This window comes from Dyella caseinilytica (genome assembly GCF_016865235.1).
GTDB classification, from domain to species: domain Bacteria; phylum Pseudomonadota; class Gammaproteobacteria; order Xanthomonadales; family Rhodanobacteraceae; genus Dyella_B; species Dyella_B caseinilytica.
On record NZ_CP064030.1, the window covers coordinates 3,267,384 to 3,290,588 of the forward strand.

Here is a 23,205-nt window from a genome sequence, read left to right on the forward strand (position 1 = left end):
GCCCGCATCACCGCGGGCTTTGTTTCGCACCGGCTTCAAACTGCAACCGATCAGTTCACCAATCGCAAAGCGAATGGGTAACGATAGTGCCCATCGGAACTGACCTTGACCGCAGCGATGATGCAGAAGATCAGATTCACGAACCACAACACACCCATCAGCAGGAATCCGATCAGGATCACCTGCAGGATCCAGCAAACAATCCAGGCAAGCACCATGGTGATCTGGAAATTAAGGGCTTCCTTGGCTTCGCCGGTGAGATAGGCCTTGTCAGGGCGATCCTTGTGCATCAGCCACACGATCAACGGCACGATCAGGTAAAGAACAAAACCCGAAAGATGCGTCAGCATGGCCAGATTGCGATCGTTACTGGACACAACAGGCTCGGACGGCGGTGTGACCTGGTCGGACGGCGTGCTCATAACGCTTCCTCCTTACATGACATGGCAATACCTTGCACGCCCACTTTCGACAGTGGGCAGCAAGTGTGTCAAGTGCCTGACGGCAGCGTACCGAAATCGGTTACTTGATCAGCCGCAACGTAAACGGATAGCGATAGCGCACGCCATCATTGGCCTTTACCGCAGCCATGATAGTGAGCACCAGCCAGCCCACGCCGATGACCACCCACATGGGAATGGCGATGATCAAACCGATGCCGAAGGTGATGGCCGACAGCACGGCCAGGGCCAGCGTCGCAATGGCCACGCTGATATTGAAATTCAAGGCTTCCTTCGCCTGATCCGCGACGAATGGCATGCTGTCTTTCTTGATCAGCCACACGACCAGCGGACCGATGAAGCACCCCCAACCCGCACCGTGCGAGGAAGTGATCAGGGCGCCCAGCAGGGCCGAAAGGTGAGCCGCCATGGCCCAGGTACGCTCCTGGGCGGGAATATCACTGGCGGTCGATGACTCGCTCGGTGGCGGTACAGCAGACTCGGGCGGAACGCTCATACGCATCTCCTTTCAAGTCGTGCAGAACACCGGTCTTTTGCCGGCTGGAACCATCCTAGCAGGGCTGGCCAACGCCGGTTGTGAATGCCGGCATCATTCGCCGGCAATCGTCATGTTGTTCAGCAGGATCGATCCGGTCAGCAGATGCGAGCGGCGATCCACGTCGCTGCCCACCGCCTGAATACCTGCAAGCATGTCCCGCAGGTTGGCGGCGATGGTGATTTCTTCGACCGGATAGGCGATCACGCCCTTCTCCACCCAGAAACCCGCCGCGCCACGCGAGTAATCGCCGGTGATGGTATTCACGCCCTGCCCCATCACTTCGGTCACCAACAGCCCGGTGTCGAGGCGCTTGAGCATGCCCTGGAAATCTTCCGGCGCACCGCCGTCGGCATGCCCCGGCTCGACCACCATGTTATGGATGCCGCCGGCATTGCCCGTCGATTCCAGACCAAGCTTGCGTGCGGAATAGCTGCCCAGGACATAACGGGCCAGCACGCCGTTTTCGACCAGGACGCTGTCACGGGTGGCGACGCCTTCGGCGTCAAAAGCACCAGAACCCTGCCCGCGCTGCAAATGTGGGCGCTCGACGATGGTTAACCACGTCGGCATGATCTGTTTGCCCGCGTGATCGAGCAGGAAGCTGGCTTGGCGATAAAGCGCGCCGCCGCTGACAGCACCAATCAGATGACCGATCAAACCACGCGCAATCTCGGGGGCAAATAGCACGGGGCTTTGCCGCGTCGACAGACGACGCGCGCCGACGCGGGCCAATGTGCGCTCTGCCGCCCTGTCGCCAAGCGCCTTTGCGCTCATGAAATCCTTGGCGCTACGCACGCTGTCGTACCAGTAGTCGCGCTGCATGCCGGCTTCGTCACCGGCGATGAGCGCCAGCGACAGTGAATGCCGCGTGCCACGTTCACTCCCCACGAAACCATGTGAATTGGCGTACACCGACACGCTCTCACCCGCCTGCACGCTGGCGCCATCGGAATTGGTGATGCCGGCATGCGCACGGCCAGCCGCTTCGATCTGTTGTCCAAGCGCAATCGCTTCGCTGGTGTCGATGGCCCATGGATGCCACAGATCGAGATCCGGAAACTGGGTGGCCATGCGTGCAGCATCAGCCAGCCCGGAAGCGGGATCTTCCTCGGTATAGCGGGCAATCGCACAGGCCTGCTCCAGCGTGGCCTGGATCGAATCGGCGTTCAGATCGGCCGTGCTGGCCGAGCCTTTCCGCTGGCCGAAGTAGACCGTCAGCCCGAAGCCGCGATCGCGGGTGTGTTCAACCGTTTCCACCTCGCCCAGGCGCACATTCACGTTGAGGCCGGTATCGATGCTGGCGGACACCTCCGCCTGGCTGGCGCCGGCGGCCCGCGCACGGCGGATCACGTCTTCGGCCAGTCCGGCCAATCGGTCGAGTTCGCGCCGGCTGGCGTCCTGGCTGATCGCAACGTCGCTCACGTAGGTTTCCTGCGGGGCTGGTGGGTACAATAGGCAGACATGGGGCCGTCCACACCTATTGCCAATACTTGCTTGAATTCCGAAGGTTGCCACAGGAGCGGCCCATGTCCATAGCCAACGGTATCTATCGTCACTATAAAGGCCAGAGCTATCGCGTGCTGGGCACCGCCCGTCACAGCGAAACGATGGAAGAACTGGTCGTGTATCAGGCCCTTTATGGCGATTTCGGACTGTGGGTGCGCCCCGCCGCCATGTTCGCCGAAACCGTGGAACTGGATGGCGAACCCATCCCCCGTTTCGCATTGGTCGAAGCCCGGCCCGGCGCCATCCACCCTGAGTAATCATCGTGAACCGTACTTACACCGACAACCCCGAACACGACTACGGCCCCACCCGTACCCAGCAGCGGCGCGATGCGCTGGCGACGCTGGCATTCGCCATCCAGCTGTCGGAATTGCCACCCAGCAAACTTGCCCGCGCCGAATTGCCTGAAGACGTACTGCGCGAAATCGACAATCTGCGCCGTATTACCTCGCACGTTGCACGCAAGCGCCAACTGGGTTTTCTCGCCAAAGTGATGCGCCGCTACGACGACGAAGCCTTCGAAACAGTCAAAGCGCTGCTCGGTGAAAACCGTGATCAGCAGCGCAAAGAAACCGCAGCCATGCACAGGCAGGAAGCACTGCGCGAAAAACTGCTCAATAGCGACGATGCATTGCAGGAGCTGATCGATCAGCATCCCAACGTCGATCGCCAGCATTTGCGCTCGCTGATTCGCCAAGCGCGCATCGAACGCGACGGCAACAAGCCGCCGCGGGCTTATCGGGAAATATTCCAGTTGCTCAAGCAACTCAGCGCCGATACGGATAGCGAGTAAATGCGTACGTTTGTTACCCCGGATCAAGTCCGGGGTAACTCAACCTACGTGCCAAGTTTGCTCAGGATGCGGTGCCGCCCACCGTCATGCTATCCACACGCAGCGTAGGTTGACCGACACCTACCGGCACGCTCTGACCATCCTTGCCGCACACGCCGATGCCTTCATCGAGCGCAAGATCGTTGCCAATCATCGACACGCGCGTGAGCACATCCGGGCCACTGCCAACCAACGTGGCGCCTTTCACCGGTGCTGTGATCTTGCCGTCTTCGATCAGATACGCCTCGCTGGCAGAGAACACGAACTTGCCGTTGGTGATATCGACCTGGCCGCCACCGAAATTCACCGCGTACAAGCCTTTCTTTACCGAGCGGATGATGTCCTGCGGATCATGCTGGCCAGCCAGCATGTAGGTGTTGGTCATACGTGGCATCGGCAGTTGCGCAAAGGATTCGCGCCGGCCGTTGCCGGTGGGCGCCATGCCCATCAGACGCGCGTTGAGCTTGTCCTGCATGTAGCCCTTGAGGATGCCGTCTTCGATCAGTGTGGTGCATTCGGTGGGCGTGCCTTCGTCATCCACGCTGAGCGAACCGCGACGACCGGGCAAGGTGCCGTCGTCGACCACCGTCACACCGGGCGCAGCGACGCGCTGCCCCATGCGGCCGGCGAACGCAGAGCTGCCCTTGCGATTGAAATCGCCTTCAAGCCCGTGACCAATCGCTTCGTGCAGCAGCACGCCAGGCCAGCCCGGGCCAAGCACCACCGTCATCGTACCGGCGGGCGCATCAACCGCATCGAGATTGACCAATGCCTGACGCACCGCCTCATCAGCGAATGCCATGGCGCGCCCGTTTTCCAGCAATTCGCGATAACCATAACGACCACCGCCGCCGGCATAACCTTGTTCGCGACGGCCATTCTGTTCGGCGATCACCTGTACGCTCAGGCGCACCAGCGGACGCACGTCAGCGGCGAGCGTGCCATCCGATCCCGCCACCAATATGGTGTCGAGCGTGGCGCTCAAGCTCACGATCACCTGCTTCACACGCGGATCGCGCGAACGCGCATACGCATCCACCTCACGCAGCACAGCGATCTTGTCCGGATTGGGCAGACTGTCCACCGGATCGATCGCCGGATACAGCGCCTTGGCGCCATGCACGGCCAGCGGCTTGCCCATGCCGTTGCCGCCCTGCGCAATCGCGCGTGCCGCCTTGGACGCCTCCAGCAACTGCGGGAGCACGATTTCATCGGAATAGGCAAATCCGGTTTTTTCACCGCTGATCGCCCGCACGCCGACGCCCTGTTCGATCGCGTGGCTGCCATCCTTCACGATGCCCTCTTCCAGCACCCAGGACTCGCTACGCGAATGCTGGAAATAGAGGTCCGCGGCATCGATGGAAGGCCCCATCAGTTGCGAGAACACCCGGTCAAGGTCGCCGGTGGCGAGGCCGCCGGGGGTAAGTAGGCGGTTCTCGGCCTGTGCGATGAGGGAATTCATGGGTTCTGACCCGTTTGCTCGGAGTGAGAGGAATAGTGGGGGCTGACAAGGCAGTTTAAACCCAAGTACCGCCCTATCGATGATGTCGCTAGGATACGGTCTGGCGCGGGTGGTTGCCCGTGGAAATCTCAAGGAAGGAAGGTCATGGCAGACACGCCAAAATCGGATTTGTTAGAAAAAATCATTGATCGCACCGTCAAAAGTCCGGTTCACGAAACCCGGGAACTACTGCATCGCGACGGCCAGCTAAAGCCAGGCCAAGGTACGGTCAGCGGCGTCATCGCATTAGCGCTTGGCTTCCTGTGCCTGCTCGCCGTACTGGCTTTTCACTTTCCGCAGTACCTCACTACACCGGATCTTCGGCATAAGTACTCCGTCGACGTCTTGCGACAACTCCTGCTGGCCGGCCTGTTGGTGGCTGGCGGCTTGTCCTTGAGCAACGTCATCCTGGGCCGTCGACGCGAAATCAGCATCGTGGCGTTTGCTCTCGTACTACTGGCTACCGCATTGGGTGGTTCGCGCGTGCCGGTCGGCAACTTTCCCGATCACACCCCTTATATCGGGCTGGACTGGTTCATCCTGGATCTTTTGGTATCCACGTTGATTTTTGTGGTGATCGAGAAATTGTTTCCGCTCTACAAAGGGCAAACCGTTTTCCGCAAAGAATGGCAAACGGACATGAAGCACTTCGCGATCAATCATTTCATCGTTGGGCTGGTGCTGCTGATCGTCAACTTTTTACTGCATCATCTGTTCGGCCATTTGCTCAACGGCACATTGCAACAACACGTACAAGCCATACCTTTCGTGCCGCAGCTCCTGCTCTGCATTCTCGTCGCGGATCTTGCGCAGTATTGGACGCACCGCGCCTATCACGAAGTACGTTATCTATGGCGCTTCCATGCTGTACATCACAGCGTAAAGACCATGGACTGGCTGGCAGGCTCGCGTCAGCACATGCTTGAGTTGATCGCCACGCGCGTGTGCGTATTAGCGCCGATTTACGTCCTCGGATTCAGCGAAGGCGTCATGAGTGCCTATATCATCGTGGTGGGCTTTCAGGCTGTCTTTAATCATGCGAACGTTCATTTGCCTTGGGGGCCGCTGAAGTACCTGATCGTGACACCTAACTTTCATCATTGGCACCACGCGTCCGATGACGAAGCGATCGATCGGAACTACGCCGCGCACTACGCCTTTCTCGATTACCTGTTCGGCACGGCCGTGAAATCGAAGAACAAATTCCCGGAAAAATACGGTGTCGTCGGCGATTACATGCCCGATGGATTCATCCGGCAGCAGCTCTTTCCCTTCCGTGGCAGCAGCAAACCCACCACCACGGACCCGTGATACGCCGGGATCAAGGCCCGCTGGTGCTGCTGGACGCCGGTGCCGCGACAGAAGCGGCAGAAGCGGGCTGCGATGCGGAAGCCGGTGAAGAACCACCCGAGGTAATTACCGGCTTATCCCAGGTTCCGCCGATGTGGTAGCGCTGGGTGGCGACGTGGCTTAACCCTCTGCCCAGCACACCTTGTACCGCCAGCCCGGCCGCCACACCGATCGGGCCACCGATCACCGCGCCAACTATCGGCAAGCTGCTGCCTACATGCGGCAGAACAACCACCTGCTGGTCGTAATCCTTGGCACGCAATCCGGTACGTCCGGTAATGGTGATATCCGCTGCCGGCCCTTTGATCTTCACGTTGTCGGTGGACGCATTGCCATCCTTCAACTTGAAGTCGCCAGTGATGGCGTCGAAGCCGAAGCCCTTGCCGAATACGTCGCCGAAATCCAGTGAAAGACGGCGCGGAAATTCCGCAACGGAGGCAAGACCGAAGAAGCGCCCGGTGACGCCTGGCGATGCCTTGGGGATGCGCCCGTTGGTGACATTCACCTTGAGATCACCGTCCATGTTGCCAAGCTCGAACGACCATGGGCCACCCGGCCAGGTGGCATTGAGGTCCGCCTGTGTCTTGCCGCCTTCGAACAGCCCTTCGTAACCGAAGGTGGTGAGCATGTCGCCAATGTTGTTCGCGCTGAAGTCGACACGCAGATGCGTGCTGCTCTTGCTCGCATTCCCATTCCAGTCGCCACTCGCATTGATCTGCACGCTTCTGGCTTGGGTCGACAGTTGATCGATATGCATGCCGGTCGGTGTCGGCCATGTCTCCAGGCGCGCTTCGCCAAGCTTGGTATCACCCAATCGCAGGTCGTGCACCCAGATATGTTGCGGTGGCATGGCCGTGGGGTCGATACCGGTATTGGCAGGATCGATGACCGGTGTTGGCGCAGCACCCGATTTCTTGGGAGGCGCGGTGGGCTCTTTGGGCCAGTACATGCGCTGCAGACGCGCCGTAATACCACGCTTGTTCAAATCCTTGGTTGGCACGCTGAAGTGCCCCGCCGCGGATTTGCTATCGACATCGAGCTCGAGCGTGTCGGCCTTTGGCGCCGCGGTGATATGCATCTGGTCGAAATCGCGTCCGAACATCTCGGCATGCGCCGTGCTCACATCGATGGTTTCCAGGCTCAGGCCATTATTGGCCGTGCTGCCGCCGATCGATTGTTTGACCCAACCGGTCACATCCAGTTCCGGCGCATCACCGCGAATGCGCATGCCTTGCGTTGGAAGGGTGTCCGGCATCTGATCACCGAACGCAAAGGTCGCTGCAAGCGGTGACTGGTTGCCTGCGGGCAAGCGCAAACGCCCGCGCATGATCGACCCCAGCGCGATCTGCAACGTGCTGCCCGCCGTCGGCAACGCCATCGTGATGTGCATAGGCATGGTGCTGTCGGCGCTTTTGTTCAGCGGCACCGGGAAATTCAGCGCCACACCCGACATCGGCGAATCGATGCTGAGCGTTTGCACATCGGTACCACCGTCGCTGGCGTGTGCGATCTGATAGCCGATCGTGAACTGACTGCGTCCGTTCGCGATATCGCCCAACCATTTCAGCTCCGGATATCCCTGCAGCAATTCCGGAACGGTGTAATTGCCTGTCACGGTAGCCGCGAGCACGGTGTTCGGGTCACCTGTCGCCTGCGCAATGGCGAGATCAAGCTGGGAAGGTTCACCACGGAATCCACCCGCCAGCGGCCCCGCGTGAAAACCGTGCCCATCGAATGTCGCCGGACCGTTGAGCTTGCTCAGCTGCAGGTTCCATTCCGATGCATTGAGATCGACATCCTTTAACTGCGCATTGCCGTCGAGCAGGAAGGTGTGTTGCATATCGTGCGTCGGCAGCGACAGATGGAAATCGAAACTGCCGGTGCCGCCGAGCTGCAACTTGGCCAGCACGTCGGCATGCTTATCTGCGATTGGGCTCTTGGCAACGAAATTGAGCAAATCCGCCGCATTGCCGCCACCGCTGACATTGAGATCAAGCGTGGTATGCGCCAGCTCGGGAATCACCGCGACCGCATTGCTTACTTTCACGCCCAGCGAATCACCACTGTTTGCCTGTACCAGCAGGCCGGCATCGATGAAGCTGGCGACGCCCTGGATATGTTCGGCAACCGGCCAGCTCTTGCCGTAGCTGAGTGAAAGATCATCGATCTCCGCACGCGCTTCGAAGCGGCCTTCGTTGTGATGGAACGGCCAGTTGGCGAGACTACCGCGAATCAGCACATCGGCCTTGTCGAGTTTGCCGGCAACAAATGCCTGGTCCAGCCACGCCACGGCGGGTGGCGGCATGGAATCGACCGGCCAGAACAGTTTCGCGGACGCGAGATCGGCGTGCGTCAGGACCGCATACAGATCCATGAATGGACGTCCGCCTTCGCTGGGCAACTGGATGTCGCCTTGCGCATTGCCGCCGTAGCCCTGGCCTTCGAAATCCAGGTTGGCAATGCCGATATGTGTACCATCCTGGTCGCTCCAGAAAGCGAAATCGCCAGCCAGGTTGCTCAGCACGAATGGCTCACGGAATGTATGCGCGAGGTTGATCGACGCTGCTTGCGCGGGCAATTCGAGCGAAACTGCTTCGGCATCGCCCCGCACTTCGCCATGCAGCGAATCAACGCCGGGCAACTTGCCGACTGAGTTGATGCCCAGATGATCAAACGTGCCTTCGAGCTGCTTCAGCCCAGACGCCGCACTCCAATGCACAACCGCGTGCTGCACGTGGCCATGCGGCTGACCTGCAGCTAGCCATTGCGCGACAGCCGGCGACAATCCCGGCTTCAGGCCCAGCCACGGCACAAGCGGAGCAAGTTGCAGATTGTTGGCGTTGACATCAAGCGTTGCTTGCGGCGTGCCGAATTGATCCAGTTTCGCCAGCAGCGCGCTGCCGTCGTTACCTGCCCAGCGCGCGGCATAACCCTTGTCATTGGCGGCCAGCTCAGCAATACCGCTCCACTCCGGCACGCTGACTTTCACGCCCGAGGGATTGGTGACGGCCAGACCATGCAAATCGAACTGAAACAGATCACGCACGATCTTGCCTTGCCGCCAATCCATCCACGCCGCAAGATTGCCGTTACCGCTGTCGACCACATAGCCGCCGAGATCGACACCGGCGAGCATGGCGTGCAGATCCGCATTATGCGTCGCGAACCAGAATTGGCCGCTGGCGCCGTCGTCGCGGAATCGTCCTGCCGCCTGCAATTCACCGGTTGCACCCAACCGATGCAAGCGAGCGCCTACGTGGATATGGTTGCCCTGATGGGTGATGCGCAATTGATCCGCAAGCAAGGTGTATTGCTGGTTGAGCCGCGCATCGTTGATATCCACGCGCAAATCGTCCAGCCATAACTCGACGGAAAGACGCCCAAACGAAACGTTTTGACGCGTGGATCCACCCACCACGCCAAAGCCATTGATGTGCCAGCTGCCGTCTGCATCATGGCTTAGGTCAAGTTCGAGCCCACGCGCCTCCAGATTCACCAGATGCCGGGACGGAAACAGCCAGCCACCGAAGTCCAGTTTGAGATCGACCTCTGGCACGTGCAGCGGAGCACCACCGCCTTCTTGCGCTACCGCGAAGTCGTGCATGATGAAACGCGGACCGGAAGGCTCCCAGCGCCCCTCCAGCGAGGCGAAGCTCACCTGGCGCTGGAACTTGTTGCTGATTTCCGCCGCCACCCATCGCGGGTGCCGGGCCAGCAACGGCAACAGCACCTGCGCCAGCGCGGCGGTAAGCGCAAGCGTAATCACCAGTACGCCGAGCACCCAGCCAACAGCACGCGCTATGCGGTGCACCCACGATTGCCACCGAATGCTCACCAAACGCCCGTTTCTTTAGAGGAGTACAACATCGAACTGCTCCTGCGAATAATGCTCCTCGGCTTGAAAGCGTATGCTTTTGGAGATGAATTCCTCCAATTCGGCGACCGCTGTCGATTCTTCCTCGAGGATCCGGCTGACCACCTTGGGGCTGGCCATGACGAGCAATTTTTGCGCATTGAACTGGCGTACGGCGCGGGTGATCTCACGGAAAATTTCGTAGGTAACCGTCTCTGCCGTCTTCACCGTGCCGCGCCCCATGCACGCGGGGCACGGTTCGCATAGCTGACGCTCCAGGCTTTCGGTGGTGCGCTTGCGGGTCATCTCGACCAGGCCGAGCTGCGACATCGGATAAACGGTGGTCTTGGCGTGATCGCGGCTCAGGCCCTTTTCGAGCATGCGAATGACTTGGCGCTTGTGCTCTTCGTCAGTCATGTCGATGAAGTCAATGATGATGATGCCGCCAAGATTGCGTAGACGAAGCTGCCGGGACGCGGCCTGCGCCGCCTCCAGATTGGTCCGGTAAACGGTTTCCTCGAGATTGCGTGTACCGAGGTAGCCGCCGGTATTGACATCGATGGTGGTCATCGCCTCAGTCTGGTCGACGATCAGGTAGCCACCGGACTTGAGTGGCACTTCCTTGCGCAGCGCACGCTGGATTTCGTCCTCGACGCCGTACAGGTCGAAGATCGGCCGTTCACCCGCGTAATGTTCTACGCGGTCGTCCAGACTCGGCATGAACTTATGCACGAACTTGGCCACCTTCTCGAAGGTTTCGCGCGAATCTACGCGCACCTTCTCGATATCGTCGTTCAATAGATCACGTAGTGCGCGCAAGGGCAGTGAAAGTTCCTCGTAGACGCGCTCGCCGACCTTGGCTTTGGCAATGTTTTCCTGCACCACGCGCCACACCTTGCCCAGGTACGTGACGTCGAACGCCAACGACTCGGCGGATTGTCCTTCCGCGTTGGTGCGCACGATGTAGCCCAACGGGGTCTCGCCAATCAGCGGGGTCAACACGTCCTTCAGGCGCTGACGCTCGGCCTCGTCTTCGATACGGGTGGAAATGCCGAGCGTGCGGGCATGCGGCAGCAGCACCAGATAACGTGAAGGGATCGACAAGTGGGTCGAAAGCCGGGCGCCCTTGGTACCGATCGGATCTTTGACGACCTGCACCACGATCTCCTGCCCCTCGTGCACCAGTTCGCTGATGGAGGGCACGTGGCCATTACCGTTGCCGTTGCCATTACCGCCTCCGGCCGAAGGCATCTCGGCGCCCTCCGGCAGCGGCGGCCGGACGATGTCCGAGGCGTGCAGGAAAGCCGCGCGCTCCAGGCCGATATCCACGAAGACCGCCTGCATGCCGGGCATGACCCGCTGCACCCGCCCCTTGTAGACATTGCCCACGTAGCCCCGTCGGGACGTTCGTTCGACATGCAGTTCCTGCAGCATGCCGTTCTCCACCACGCCGACCCGAGTCTCGCGCGGGGTCATATTAATCAGGATTTCTTCGCTCACCGACTTCCCCGAAGGTCTGGGGATACCCCGGCGATCAGCCGGTGCATCCCAATGCCGTTCTTTATAGCGGCTGCATGCAAGAGCTGTCGATGCACACCGCACAGCTCCTCCTGTACTCCCGCGTTCGGTAAAGTGCAGGAACCGACTCCCCGCCCCACGCGACACCGATGACCCGGCCTTCGATCCTGCCCGACATACTGCAGCCCGGCCTGCGCCTGGTGTTCTGTGGAACCGCCGCAGGCAAACGATCCGCAGCGGAAGGCGCCTACTACGCGCACCCGGGCAACATGTTCTGGCGAGCCCTGTTCCAAAGCGGCCTGACGCCGCGACTGCTGACGCCGCAGGAGTTTCCCCTGCTACCACAATTCGGGATCGGCCTTACCGATCTGGCCAAGCGCCATGTCGGGAATGACGATGAACTGCCAGCAGATGCCTTTGACGTTCCCGGCCTGCTCAGCAAGATCGAGCACTACGCACCGGGCGCCCTGGCGTTCACCAGCAAGAATGCGGCACGCGCAGCCTTGGGCACCGCAGTGGCCTACGGGCTGCAGCCTCACCGAATGGGGCGCACTGACGTGTTTGTGTTGCCCTCGCCCTCTGGGCAGGCACGCGGCCACTGGAATATCACGCCATGGCGGATGCTAGCCGAGCACATGTCGGTGACTTCCAGATAACCTTGCCTACCCCGGGATGGGTTACAGGTCTATTCGAAGCGCAGTGAACGAGGCCGTTGATGCTGCGATAACGCAGGAAAAACGCAATTCCATGCGAAAAAACGCATTGCCTCCGGCATATGGTTGCCGTCACGAAAATTGTCTAGGCTAGTATCTTCCCGGCAACCTCTATGTCAGCCTCTCGTGACGGCCCACCGTCTCCCAGGCTGATGGAAAACATCGGTTATGTGGATCGTCAAAATTGCGCTTGAGCGACCGCTCACCTTCATCGTTCTCGCGCTGCTGTTATTGATCCTGGGTCCGCTGGCGATTCTTCGCACGCCGACCGACATCTTCCCGAACATCGATATCCCGGTGGTCTCGGTGGTGTGGCAGTACACGGGGCTGCCTGCCCAAGACATGAACAATCGCATCGTGACTGGTTTCGAGCGCTCGCTCACCACCACGGTAAACGACGTCGAACATACCGAAACACAATCGCTCAACGGCGTCGGCCTGGTGAAGGTGTTCTTCCAGCCGAACGTGAAGGTTGATATGGCGGTGGCGCAAGTCACGGCCATTTCGCAAACAGTGTTGAAGTCGATGCCGCAAGGTGTCACGCCGCCATTGGTTCTGGTCTACAACGCCTCGACCGTGCCGGTACTGCAGTTTGCGTTGTCGTCGAAGGAACTGTCGGAGACCACGATCTTCGACGATGCCAACCAGATCGTGCGTACCTTCGTGACGTCTGTGCGTGGCGCAGCGACACCCTATCCCTACGGTGGCAAGCAGCGTCAGGTTCAGGTGGACATCAATCCGCAAGCCTTGCTGGCGCATGGCTTGTCGCCAAGCGACGTTGTCACCGCCATCGGCAATCAGAACCTGATTCTGCCTGCCGGCACGGAGAAAATCGGCGATACCGAATACAGCGTGGTGTTGAACGGCAGTCCGCAGCAGATCGATGAGCTCAACAACGCGCCGATCAAGACCGTCAACGGCATCACCACCTATATCCGCGACGTGGCGCATGTGCACGACGGTTCGCCGCCTCAAACCAACATCGTGCGCGTGAACGGCCAACGTGCCGTACTGATGTCGATCCTGAAAATTGGTGACGCTTCAACACTCGATATCGTAGACAGCCTCCAAGGCATGCTGCCGGCGATCCGTGCAGCCATTCCGCAAAACCTGGAGATCCATTCGCTGTCCGATCAGTCGCTGTTCGTGCGCGCGGCGATCTCGGGCGTGATCCGCGAGGGTGTGATCGCCGCCAGCCTCACAGGCATGATGATTCTGCTGTTCCTGGGATCGTGGCGTTCGACCTTGATCATCGCCATCTCGATTCCGTTGTCGATTCTTGCGTCGATCATTTCGCTGTCGGCGTTGGGCGAAACGATCAACATCATGACCCTCGGCGGTCTGGCGCTCGCCGTCGGTATCTTGGTCGACGATGCGACGGTGACCATCGAGAACATCAATTCGCATCTGGAAGAAGGCAAGGAGGTGTACGACGCGATCATGGAAGGTGCGCACCAGATCGCCGTGCCAGCCTTCGTATCGACCTTGTCGATCTGTATCGTGTTCGTACCGATCTTCTTCCTCGGCGGCGTTGCCAAATACCTGTTCGCGCCACTGGCCGAAGCAGTGGTGTTCGCGATGATGGCCTCCTACGTGCTGTCCCGAACGCTGGTGCCGACACTGTCGCTGTACTGGCTGAAGAAGCATGAACACGACGCGCAGCCGAGCGGCCCGTTTGGCCATTTCCAGCGTGGTTTCGAAAAGCGCTTCGAGCGCATGCGTAATGGTTATCGCGGTGCGCTGGAAACCACCGAGCGTCATCGTGGCTTGTTCGCCATTCTGTTCTTCGCCAGCTGCGCGCTGTCCATCGCGCTGCTGGTGCCGTGGCTTGGACGCGACTTCTTCCCTTATGTCGATGGCGGTCAGATCAAGCTGCATTTCCGCGCACCGACCGGTTTGCGTATCGAAGAAACTGCGCGACTGGCAGACGGCATCGAGGACGTGATCCACCAGACCATTCCCAAGCAGGAACTGTCCAGTATCGTCGACACGCTCGGCCTGCCGTACAGCGGTATCAATTTGTCTTACAGCAATACCGGTGTGATCGGCACTTCCGACGGCGATATCTTCGTGACGCTCAACGAAGATCATCATCCAACCATCGATTACGTACGCAGCCTCCGCGCTCAGCTACGGCAGAAATACCCCAGCGTGGTGTTTTCGTTCCTGCCCGCGGACATCGTCGGCCAGATCCTGAATTTCGGCGCACCCGCGCCGATCGACGTGCAGGTATCCAGCCATGATCCCAATGCATCGGCCAAGGTCGCCAAGGAGCTTTACGGCGATCTGTTGAACGTGCCGGGACTGGTGGATCTTCGCATCCAGCAGGCGCTCAACCTGCCGCAGATCAATGTGAATGTGGATCGCACCCGCGCCAGTCTGGTTGGGTTAACCACCAACGACGTCGCCAGCAACCTGCTTACCGCGCTGGCGGGTTCCACACAGGTCAATCCCACCTTCTGGGTCGATCCGCGCACCGGCATCAGCTACAGCATTGCCACACAAGCGCCGCAATACCGCATCGATACCTTGCAGGAACTGAAGAATCTGCCCATCACCAGCACCAGCAGCGTTGCCAGCAGCAGCTCGAGCGGTGGCGCGGCAAGCCAGATCCTGGAAAACCTGGCGAGCTTCTCGCGCAGCGATGGGCCAGCTGTGATGACGCATTACAGCACGCGTCCCACCATGGACTTGTTCGGCTCCGTCGATAAGACGGATCTGGGCAGTGTCGCGCGCGACGTGCAGAAGATCGTGGATGAACATTCCAAACATCTCCCGCGCGACGTGAATATCGACATCCGCGGTCAGGTTCAGACCATGCAAGCGTCCTACAAGGGATTGCTGGGTGGTTTGCTGTTCGCGATCCTGCTGGTGTATCTGCTGATCGTCGTGAACTTCCAGAGCTGGCTGGATCCGCTGATCATCATTGCGGCCCTGCCGGCAGCACTGGCCGGACTGGTGTGGATGCTGTTCCTCACCGGCACGCCGCTGTCGGTGCCGGCACTGATGGGCGCGATCATGTGTATGGGCGTGGCCACGGCCAACTCGATTCTGGTGATCAGCTTCGCACGTGAACGGCTGGCGCATCATGACGATCCGGTTCGCGCTGCGATCGAGGCCGGCTTCCAGCGTTTCCGTCCCGTGTTGATGACCGCACTCGCCATGATCATCGGTATGGTGCCCATGGCGCTTGGCCTCGGCGAAGGCGGCGAGCAGAACGCGCCGCTGGGCCGCGCCGTGATCGGTGGCCTGCTGCTGGCGACCGCTGCCACTCTGTTCTTCGTACCTACCTTCTTCAGCTTGATGCATCGCAGCCACAAGGCTGACCGTCATGCAGCGACCGCGTGAGAGCACGAACATGTCCAGTGCAAATGTTTCGCATCGTCCCGGCCAACCTTCACATGGCGCGCGGCTCGTCCTGATCGGTCTTGGGGTGGTGCTGATCGGGCTGGCCGCATTCGGTATCGTCAGGCGCTTGCATGCCCGCCACGATCTGACCGAGGAAACCGATCGCAACGCCGTAGCCACCGTGGCCACGATGATGCCCAAGCCAGCGCCCAAGGACCAGGCGCTCACCCTGCCCGGCACGGTTGCGTCCTGGCAGGACGCGCAGATCTATGCGCGCACGACCGGCTACGTCGCCAAGTGGTACGTCGATATCGGCGCCCGCGTAAAGAAAAGCCAGAAACTGGCCGATCTGGACACGCCTGATGTCGATAACCAACTGCTGCAGGGCAAGGCCCAAATGCGCACCGACATCGCCAACATGAACTTCGCCAAGATCACGGCGGACCGTTACGACAAGCTCGTCAAACAGGGCTTGGTCGCGGCGCAAACCGGCGACCAGTACGACGCGCAATACAAGGCCGATGTCGCGACCGTCGAAGCGGACGAGGCCAATGTTGCGCATCTTCAGAATCTGGAAGATTTCAAATACATCGTCGCGCCGTTCGATGGCGTGATCACGCAGCGCAATCTGGACATCGGTGCGTTGGTGGACGCAGGCTCCACCGGAGCCAACATGTTTGTGATTGCCGATACCAGCAAGCTGCGTGTATATGTGGATGTGCCGGAAACCTACGCAGCCAGCATAAAGGTCGGCATGCCTGCAGAAGTGGGCCTCAATACATATGGCGCCAAACCCATCACCGGCACGGTCGCTCGCACTGCCGATGCACTTGATCCGAACACGCGCACGTTGCGTACGGAAATCGATGTAGACAACAGTGCACAGGAAATGGTCCCGGGCGTTTATGCCAACGTCAAACTGGCCGTATCCACGACGACGAAAAACTACATCGTTCCGGCGAACACATTGCTGTTCCGCAGTGAGGGTCTACGCGTTGCGCTGGTCGACGATACGCAGCACATCCACCTGCAACCGGTGACGCTTGGCCGCGATTTCGGCAACACGGTGGAAGTCATTGAGGGACTGGCCGATCAGGATCGCATCGTGATCAACCCGCCCGATTCACTGTCTGAAGGGCAACAGGTGAGTATCGCCGAGCTGACTCAGGCGCAGAAGCAGCGCCTGCAGTAATCATCATCACCGACAAAAGCTGTCACACAGGGCAGTAACCAGGCTCAGTCAATCGGTGTGTGCCGGTGCGTAGCAACGTCGCGTTCCTGCACCGCTGAAGCGTGGTTCGACCAGGCTTGTCGGATGTAAGTGACGACAGCTGCCACATCCGCATCACTTAACTGCTGCGCGTAAGGCGGCATGGAATAAGGCCGTGGATTTCCGGCTGTCACCGGCGGAAATCCACCCAGCAGCACTACGCGTACAGCATTGATGCCGGTCGGCTCCACCACCGTCGCGTTATCGTCGAGCGGCGGATAGACGCCAGAGACCCCTGCGCCATCCTTGCCATGGCAATTCGCGCAGCGTTCCGCATACACCGCGCTGCCACGATCGACCAGTGCCTGGCTGTCGAAACTGGCCGGCACCGGTACGGGCGCTGCGCGTGCGGGTAGTGAGAGCAGGTAGTCGGCCATCGCCTGCAGGTCGTCGTCGTGCAGGTATTGCGTGCTGCCTGCCACCACGTCAGCCATCGGCCCCACCGCGGCACCCTTCGATGCTTGGCCGGTCTTAAGTACATCAACGATGTCCTGCCTGCTCCAGCCCTGTAATCCACCATGGGCCTGTGCGCTCAGATCCGGTGCATACCAATCCTGTTCGGGTATGCGTCCGCCCAACAAAGTGACCTTGGCATCCTGGCCACCCCACGCATCGCGCACGGCATGGCATTCGTTGCAATGGACAAGCCCCTGCACCAGATACGCACCACGGTTCCACGAGGCGGACCGCGAAGTGTCGGGACGATACTCCCCCATCTTGAAATACATCACGCGCCACGCGGTGAGCGCGCTGCGCTTGTTGTAAGGAAAACGTAGTTCCAGCGGCTTATTCGTCCGACGAACCACTGGCAGTGAGCGCAGATACGCGAACATGGCTATGGCGTCATCGCGCGTGACTTTGGTGAACGAGGTATATGAAAACGCCGGATAGAGCGGCTCACCGTTGCGACCGATGCCGTTGTGCAAGGCATGCCAGAAATCGTTGAACGTCCAGTTGCCGAGGCCGGTCTCCGCATCGGGCGTGATGTTCGGCGCCGGGATGTTGCCGAACGGTGTCGGCAGCATGCGACCACCTGCATAGAGCTCGCCGCCCTGCGCGGTGTGGCAGGACATGCAATCACCGGCGACAGTGAGATAGCGCCCTTTTGCGATGACGGCAGGATCTTTCAACATCGACGCAATAACCGGATCTTCCGCCGCTGTTGCGAGCTGCCTATGTGTCCGCGACCAGTGCACCGCGAACACGACTACAAGCAGCACGATGGGAATCCAGAGCAAGCGCAGGCGCTTCATGCTCCACCTCCCCGCCCTTCGAGCACACCGCAACGCAAAGGCGGCGTGATCGAACCTGCCGGCTGAGCATGCGTATCCGACGGGACTTCCTTGCTGGCCAGCCACGCTGCTATCGCCGTTATATCCGCCGGTTGCAGACGATTGGCAATGTCGCTCATGCAATCGGGTGCAGCGGATGCGCGCGTACCGGTTCGCCAGGAACCGAGCTGGGAACTTATGTAGTCATAAGGCAAGCCCACCAATCCAGGCACGGAGGGCTCGGTTCCGGTCAAGGTTTTGCCGTGGCATGCCTGGCATGGCGGCACCTTGAGCGTGGGATCACCCACCGTGGCCAATTGCTCGCCGCGCTGCAGCACGGACGACGGGAGATCGGGCACCGGTTTATGCTGATAAGGCACCTGCTGGGAAGCGAAGTACTCCGCGATCTCACGCATATAAGCGGGGCTGAGCTGGCGCACGGTGTATTCCATCGGCGCGTATTTGCGTAGCCCGCGCTGGAAATTCTGCAGTTGCAGCGCAAGGTAGCCTGCAGGTTTGCCGGCCAGGCGCGGAAAGAATCCGCTGCCAGGCGAGCCTTCGCCATGCACGCCATGGCACGTGGTGCAGGCTGCGATCCGCTGCTGCAGCGTATCGGGTATGGATGGCTGATCAGCCAGAGCCGCGCTGCCCCATAGAAGCAGTACAAGCGGCGCGATCCAACGCAACACGTGGCAAGGCCGGATGAGCATCGCAGACGTTTTCATGCACGAAGTATAGGCGGGCTGCACACGCCAACCGCGAGCCATCCCGTTATGCTGCGGCATCGTGTCACATAATTCCTGGGATGTTTTCGGAGGTCGTCATGCTTCGTCCGTCGCTGTTGTGCACCGCGTTGGCGCTCGCCTTTTCTCCGTTTGTCTCGCTGGCCGCACAGGACGATGGCGCAGTGACCTGGCTGACCGTCGGCCAGCTGCAGCAACGCATGGATGCCGGGAAGCTGAGCAGCAAGACCCTGGTGCAGGACGACATCACACGCATCCGGCGCATCGATCAGTCCGGCCCGACCTTGCGTTCGGTACTGCAACTCAATCCCGACGCATCAAAAATCGCCAGCGCTCTCGACGCAAAACGCACAGCGTCGCATGGTCCGCTTTACGGCATTCCGGTCCTTCTCAAAGACAATATCGATACCGGCGATCGCACTTTGACAACCGCCGGCTCGCTCGCCCTGATGGGTGCACCGGCGCCGCAAGACGCCGCCGTCGTGACACGGCTGCGCCTGGCTGGCGCGGTGATCCTGGGCAAGGCCAACCTGAGTGAATGGGCAGATATGCGCTCCGCGCATGCCAGCAGTGGCTGGACGGGTCGCGGCGGGCAGACCCGCAATCCGTACGCACTGGATCGCAATCCCTGTGGCTCCAGCTCCGGTTCTGCGGTAGCCGTGGCGGCTGGGTTGGTACCGGTGGCGGTAGGCACCGAGACGGACGGCTCGATCATTTGCCCGGCGTCCATGAACGGCATCGTTGGCATCAAACCAACGCTCGGCCTGGTCAGCCGCGCCGGCATTATCCCGATCAGCCATAACCAGGACACGGCCGGACCGATGGCGCGCACTGTCACTGACGCCGCTATCCTGCTCACCGCCATGGCAGGCAGCGACATGCACGATCCGGCAACGGTTGATGCCGACAAACATGCGACGGATTACACGCGTTATCTCGATCCCAATGGGCTGCGCGGCAAACGCATCGGCGTCGTGCGCCAGCTTGCCGGCAACGAGCCGAATGCCGATCGCGTACTCGATGAAGCGATTGCCGTAATGAAAGCGCAAGGCGCGGTCATCGTCGATCCCGTCACGCTGCCGCACTTAGCCGATCTTAGCGATCCCGAATTGACCGTCATGGCGTATGACTTCAAGCACGACATCAACGTCTATCTCGCCAACCGCCCTCGCATCGAAGTGAAAACGCTGGCGGATCTGATTGCGTTCAACAAGCGCGAAGCGGCGCGGGAAATGCCATGGTTCGGGCAGGATCTGTTCGAACAGGCCCAAACCAAAGGACCGCTTACCGACAAGGCGTATACCGATGCGCTGGCCAAGGCAAAGCAATTTTCCGGTCCTGAAGGGATTGATGCGGCGCTGCAAACCAATCATCTGGATGCTCTGCTTTCACCCTCCTGGGGGCCGGCATACATGACGGATCTGGTGCTCGGCGATCACATCGTCAGCGGCAATCCAACCGTTGGCGGTGCCTCACAACCGGCGGCTGTCGCGGGTTATCCGTCGATGACGGTGCCAGCAGGATGGGCGCATGGCTTGCCGGTAGGCATTGTTTTCTTTGGCACCAAGTGGAGCGAACCGACGTTGATCTCGATCGCCTACGGTTTTGAACAACATACGCATGCATGGCAACCGCCGAAGTTCTTGGCAACGGTGGATGGCAATTCGTATGCGCCGGTAGCGACGGGCAACTGAGCATTCAATCGGACACACGCGTAAGGACGTGCAGCGTGGCGTGATGAATGGTTTCACCTCACCGTCATTCCGGCCTTATCGCCAGAATGACGGTGAGGTATTTGCAAACGCCACAAAGAAGCATGCAACCCGTTAAAACGACATCAGCTCACATGCTCTGACTTGCGCACGATCAGCATCGCCAATTCCAGCGACTGCTCATAGTTCAAGCGCGGGTCCACCATCGACTTGTAGGCACGTTGCAAATCGGCTTCATTCAAGTCGCGGGCACCACCCATGCATTCGGTGACATCTTCACCGGTCAGTTCCAGATGCACACCACCCAGACGCGTACCGGCTGCATCGTGGATATCGAAAGCCTGCTCGAGTTCGCCGCGGATATTGTCGAAGCGACGCGTCTTGTAACCGATCGACGTGCTTTCGGTATTCCCATGCATCGGATCGGCCACCCAAAGCACGCGCCGGCCTTCACGCTTCACCGCTTCCAGCAACGGTGGTAGCGCCGTGCTGATTTGCGCGTTACCCATGCGGTGAATCAAGGTCAGGCGGCCCGGCTCATCTTCGGGATTCAACGTCTCGATCAGCGGCAGCAATTGCTCAGGTGTCACCGAAGGTCCCACCTTCACGGCAATCGGATTGCGGATACCGCGGAAATATTCGGCATGCGCTCCATCAAGCGCCGCTGTGCGCATACCGATCCACGGGAAATGCGTCGACAGATTGAACCAGCCGCGATGGCGCGGCACCTGGCGCGTCAATGCCTGCTCGTAATGCAGCAGCAAAGCCTCGTGAGAAGTAAAGAAATCCACGCGAGTGAAGCCAGCGATCGGTCCGGCCAACGTTTCCATGAAACGCAGCGAATCGCCGATCCCCTTCACCATGCGCCGATATTCAGCCGCCAGCGGGGCATGCTCCACCCAGGCCAAGTCCCAGTATTCGGGGTGATGCAGGTCGGCGAAGCCACCATCGATCAACGCACGCACGAAGTTCATCGTCAGCGCGGAATGCGCATGTGCGCGGATCAGACGCTGAGGGTCAGCGCGCCGCGCTTCGGGCGTGAATTCCGGGCCATTGATCACGTCGCCGCGGAAGCTGGGCAGCGTCACGCCGTCGCGAGTTTCGGTGTCGGCCGAACGCGGCTTGGCGTACTGCCCGGCAAAGCGACCCACCCGCAAGACTGGCTTCTTGAGCCCGTGCACCAGCACGAGGCTCATCTGTAGCAATACCTTGAGGCGGTTGGAAATGATCGGGCTGCTGCAGTCGGCAAAGCTTTCCGCGCAGTCGCCGCCCTGCAGCAGGAAACGCTTGCCCTCCTGGGCCTCCGCCAGCGCCTGCTTCAACGCGAGCACTTCCCAAGACGTGACAAGCGGAGGCAGCTGCGCCAATTCGGCGATCGCATGGGCCAGTTCGGCCTGATCTTCATACTTCGGCTGCTGCAACGCCACGCGCTGCTGCCAGGACATCGGCGTCCAGCTCTGAAGCGGCTCGGTACGGACGGCTTGATTCATAGACGCAACCTCGGCGCGGCACGCTGCAGGGTCGCGCGGATAGCCAATATCGACAACAGGATGTACCACAGCAGGGTCCAGAATGGCATCGGCAGACCCAGGATCGGCTGGACCTTGGCACACTCGCCCGACCCCGTGAACACCAGTTTCAGCACCTTGGCCAGCGGGAAGGCATCAAACATATAGTTCAGACCGGGACCGCAGGACGGAATCTGGTCCGCAGGCAGCGACTGGATCCACAGGTGGCGACCGGCGGTGGCGATGCCGAACAGCGCTCCCGCCAGCACCAGACCCGTGTAAAACCAGCGTCCGCCGGCCTTGGGGCCGTGAATCGCACCGAGCAGGAAAAACACTGCCATGACCATGAAGCCAACGCGCTGGAAGATACACAGCGGACAAGGCTCCATGCCCCAGTGGTATTCGGCGAACAGGGCAAACCCGAGCAAAGCGACACAAATCAAAAAACCAGCAAGAAAGCTGACGCGGTAGGACCAGCGGAGGGGATTCATGGCAAGACGGAGTCAGGGGACGGGACGCTGACATTACCCGCTCGCCGAAGCGCTGTCAGCAGCCGTTTGTCCGTTTCCCAAAAAGCACGAACCCCGCCAGGTCGCCCTGTCGGGGTTGCGCGTTTGGACGTCCAGAAAACGCCCGATGGATTACTCGGCGTCGACGGCTTCGGTACGCGGACGATCCACCAGTTCGACATATGCCATCGGAGCATTGTCGCCCGGGCGGAAGCCGCACTTGAGGATGCGCAGGTAACCGCCGGGACGCTCGCGGTAACGCGGGCCGAGTTCCACGAACAACTTGCCCACGGCCTGCTTGTCGCGCAGACGAGCAAACGCCAGACGACGGTTGGCAACGCCATCCACCTTGGCCAGGGTGATCAGCGGCTCGGCAATGCGGCGCAGTTCTTTGGCTTTCGGGAGGGTCGTGCGGATCAGCTCATGCTTGATCAGCGACGAAGCCATGTTCTTGAACATCGCTTCGCGATGGCTGCTTGTACGGTTGAGCTTACGCCCGGATTTCATATGACGCATGATGAGACTCTCTTGTCTGTTGTTATGAAAAGCCGATCATTTGATCTGGCTTCCCG

The 23,205-nt window shown here is 60.2% G+C and carries 18 protein-coding genes; 7 read left to right on the forward strand and 11 right to left on the reverse strand.

Annotated features, from left to right (window positions below; translation table 11 throughout):
* Positions 1-50: 50 nt before the first annotated feature.
* The 3 genes from ISN74_RS14235 to pmbA form a co-directional block, all read right to left on the reverse strand.
* The gene (locus ISN74_RS14235) at positions 51-422 is read right to left on the reverse strand and encodes a DUF4870 domain-containing protein (protein WP_188799862.1); all 372 of its coding nucleotides are present in this window, start codon (positions 420-422) and stop codon (positions 51-53) included.
* 100 nt (positions 423-522) lie between these two features.
* On the reverse strand, positions 523-957 hold the full coding sequence (locus ISN74_RS14240) for a DUF4870 domain-containing protein (protein WP_268235706.1): 435 nt from the start codon (positions 955-957) through the stop codon (positions 523-525).
* Positions 958-1,050: 93 nt separating this feature from the next.
* The gene (gene pmbA, locus ISN74_RS14245) at positions 1,051-2,421 is read right to left on the reverse strand and encodes a metalloprotease PmbA (protein ID WP_188799863.1); all 1,371 of its coding nucleotides are present in this window, start codon (positions 2,419-2,421) and stop codon (positions 1,051-1,053) included.
* Between the two features lie 104 nt (positions 2,422-2,525).
* Between pmbA and ISN74_RS14250 the strand changes: the two genes are divergently transcribed.
* Together ISN74_RS14250 and yjgA are read left to right on the forward strand one after the other, a co-directional pair.
* Positions 2,526-2,762, forward strand: coding sequence for a DUF1653 domain-containing protein (locus ISN74_RS14250; RefSeq protein ID WP_188799864.1), 237 nt, complete (start codon positions 2,526-2,528; stop codon positions 2,760-2,762).
* A gap of 5 nt (positions 2,763-2,767) precedes the next feature.
* Complete coding sequence (gene yjgA, locus ISN74_RS14255) at positions 2,768-3,298, forward strand: ribosome biogenesis factor YjgA (protein WP_188799865.1); 531 nt, start codon at positions 2,768-2,770, stop codon at positions 3,296-3,298.
* 61 nt (positions 3,299-3,359) lie between these two features.
* On the opposite strand, the gene tldD is transcribed toward yjgA, so the two are convergent.
* The gene (gene tldD / locus ISN74_RS14260; protein ID WP_188799866.1) at positions 3,360-4,799 is read right to left on the reverse strand and encodes a metalloprotease TldD; all 1,440 of its coding nucleotides are present in this window, start codon (positions 4,797-4,799) and stop codon (positions 3,360-3,362) included.
* A 144-nt stretch (positions 4,800-4,943) separates the two neighbouring features.
* On the opposite strand from tldD, the gene ISN74_RS14265 reads away from it, so the two are divergent.
* Entirely contained in the window at positions 4,944-6,149 is a 1,206-nt protein-coding gene (locus tag ISN74_RS14265) for a sterol desaturase family protein (protein WP_188799867.1), read from the forward strand.
* A gap of 10 nt (positions 6,150-6,159) precedes the next feature.
* On the opposite strand, the gene ISN74_RS14270 is transcribed toward ISN74_RS14265, so the two are convergent.
* Both ISN74_RS14270 and rng read right to left on the reverse strand, forming a co-directional pair.
* A complete protein-coding gene (locus ISN74_RS14270) occupies positions 6,160-9,999 on the reverse strand; it encodes a YhdP family protein (RefSeq protein WP_239004483.1) in 3,840 nt (1,279 codons plus the stop codon).
* A 39-nt stretch (positions 10,000-10,038) separates the two neighbouring features.
* The gene (gene rng / locus ISN74_RS14275; RefSeq protein WP_188799869.1) at positions 10,039-11,541 is read right to left on the reverse strand and encodes a ribonuclease G; all 1,503 of its coding nucleotides are present in this window, start codon (positions 11,539-11,541) and stop codon (positions 10,039-10,041) included.
* Between the two features lie 167 nt (positions 11,542-11,708).
* Here rng and ISN74_RS14280 point away from each other — a divergent pair, with 167 nt between their 5' ends.
* From ISN74_RS14280 to ISN74_RS14290, 3 genes are all read left to right on the forward strand, one after another.
* Positions 11,709-12,215 carry a mismatch-specific DNA-glycosylase gene (locus ISN74_RS14280; RefSeq protein WP_188799870.1) on the forward strand — a complete coding sequence of 169 codons (507 nt, stop codon included), beginning with the start codon at positions 11,709-11,711 and terminating at the stop codon, positions 12,213-12,215.
* Between the two features lie 225 nt (positions 12,216-12,440).
* Entirely contained in the window at positions 12,441-15,620 is a 3,180-nt protein-coding gene (locus ISN74_RS14285; RefSeq protein ID WP_188799871.1) for an efflux RND transporter permease subunit, read from the forward strand.
* Between the two features lie 10 nt (positions 15,621-15,630).
* Positions 15,631-16,812, forward strand: a complete 1,182-nt coding sequence (locus ISN74_RS14290; RefSeq protein WP_188799872.1) for an efflux RND transporter periplasmic adaptor subunit — start codon at positions 15,631-15,633, stop codon at positions 16,810-16,812.
* 44 nt (positions 16,813-16,856) lie between these two features.
* Here ISN74_RS14290 and ISN74_RS14295 read toward each other — a convergent pair whose 3' ends face one another.
* Positions 16,857-18,143 (reverse strand): cytochrome c, encoded by a 1,287-nt coding sequence (locus ISN74_RS14295; protein WP_188799873.1) that lies wholly within the window; start codon positions 18,141-18,143, stop codon positions 16,857-16,859.
* On the reverse strand, positions 18,140-18,871 hold the full coding sequence (locus ISN74_RS14300) for a c-type cytochrome (RefSeq protein ID WP_425488850.1): 732 nt from the start codon (positions 18,869-18,871) through the stop codon (positions 18,140-18,142). The genes ISN74_RS14295 and ISN74_RS14300 overlap by 4 nt, the downstream gene beginning before the upstream one ends.
* A gap of 113 nt (positions 18,872-18,984) precedes the next feature.
* Here ISN74_RS14300 and ISN74_RS14305 point away from each other — a divergent pair, with 113 nt between their 5' ends.
* The gene (locus ISN74_RS14305) at positions 18,985-20,598 is read left to right on the forward strand and encodes an amidase (RefSeq protein ID WP_188799874.1); all 1,614 of its coding nucleotides are present in this window, start codon (positions 18,985-18,987) and stop codon (positions 20,596-20,598) included.
* Positions 20,599-20,741: 143 nt separating this feature from the next.
* On the opposite strand, the gene ISN74_RS14310 is transcribed toward ISN74_RS14305, so the two are convergent.
* The 3 genes from ISN74_RS14310 to rplQ form a co-directional block, all read right to left on the reverse strand.
* A complete protein-coding gene (locus ISN74_RS14310) occupies positions 20,742-22,106 on the reverse strand; it encodes a class II 3-deoxy-7-phosphoheptulonate synthase (RefSeq protein WP_188799875.1) in 1,365 nt (454 codons plus the stop codon).
* Positions 22,103-22,615, reverse strand: coding sequence for a disulfide bond formation protein B (locus ISN74_RS14315; RefSeq protein WP_188799876.1), 513 nt, complete (start codon positions 22,613-22,615; stop codon positions 22,103-22,105). Before ISN74_RS14315 ends, ISN74_RS14310 begins: the two co-directional genes overlap by 4 nt.
* 150 nt (positions 22,616-22,765) lie before the next feature.
* Entirely contained in the window at positions 22,766-23,149 is a 384-nt protein-coding gene (gene rplQ / locus ISN74_RS14320) for a 50S ribosomal protein L17 (protein ID WP_128899640.1), read from the reverse strand.
* Positions 23,150-23,205 lie beyond the last annotated feature (56 nt).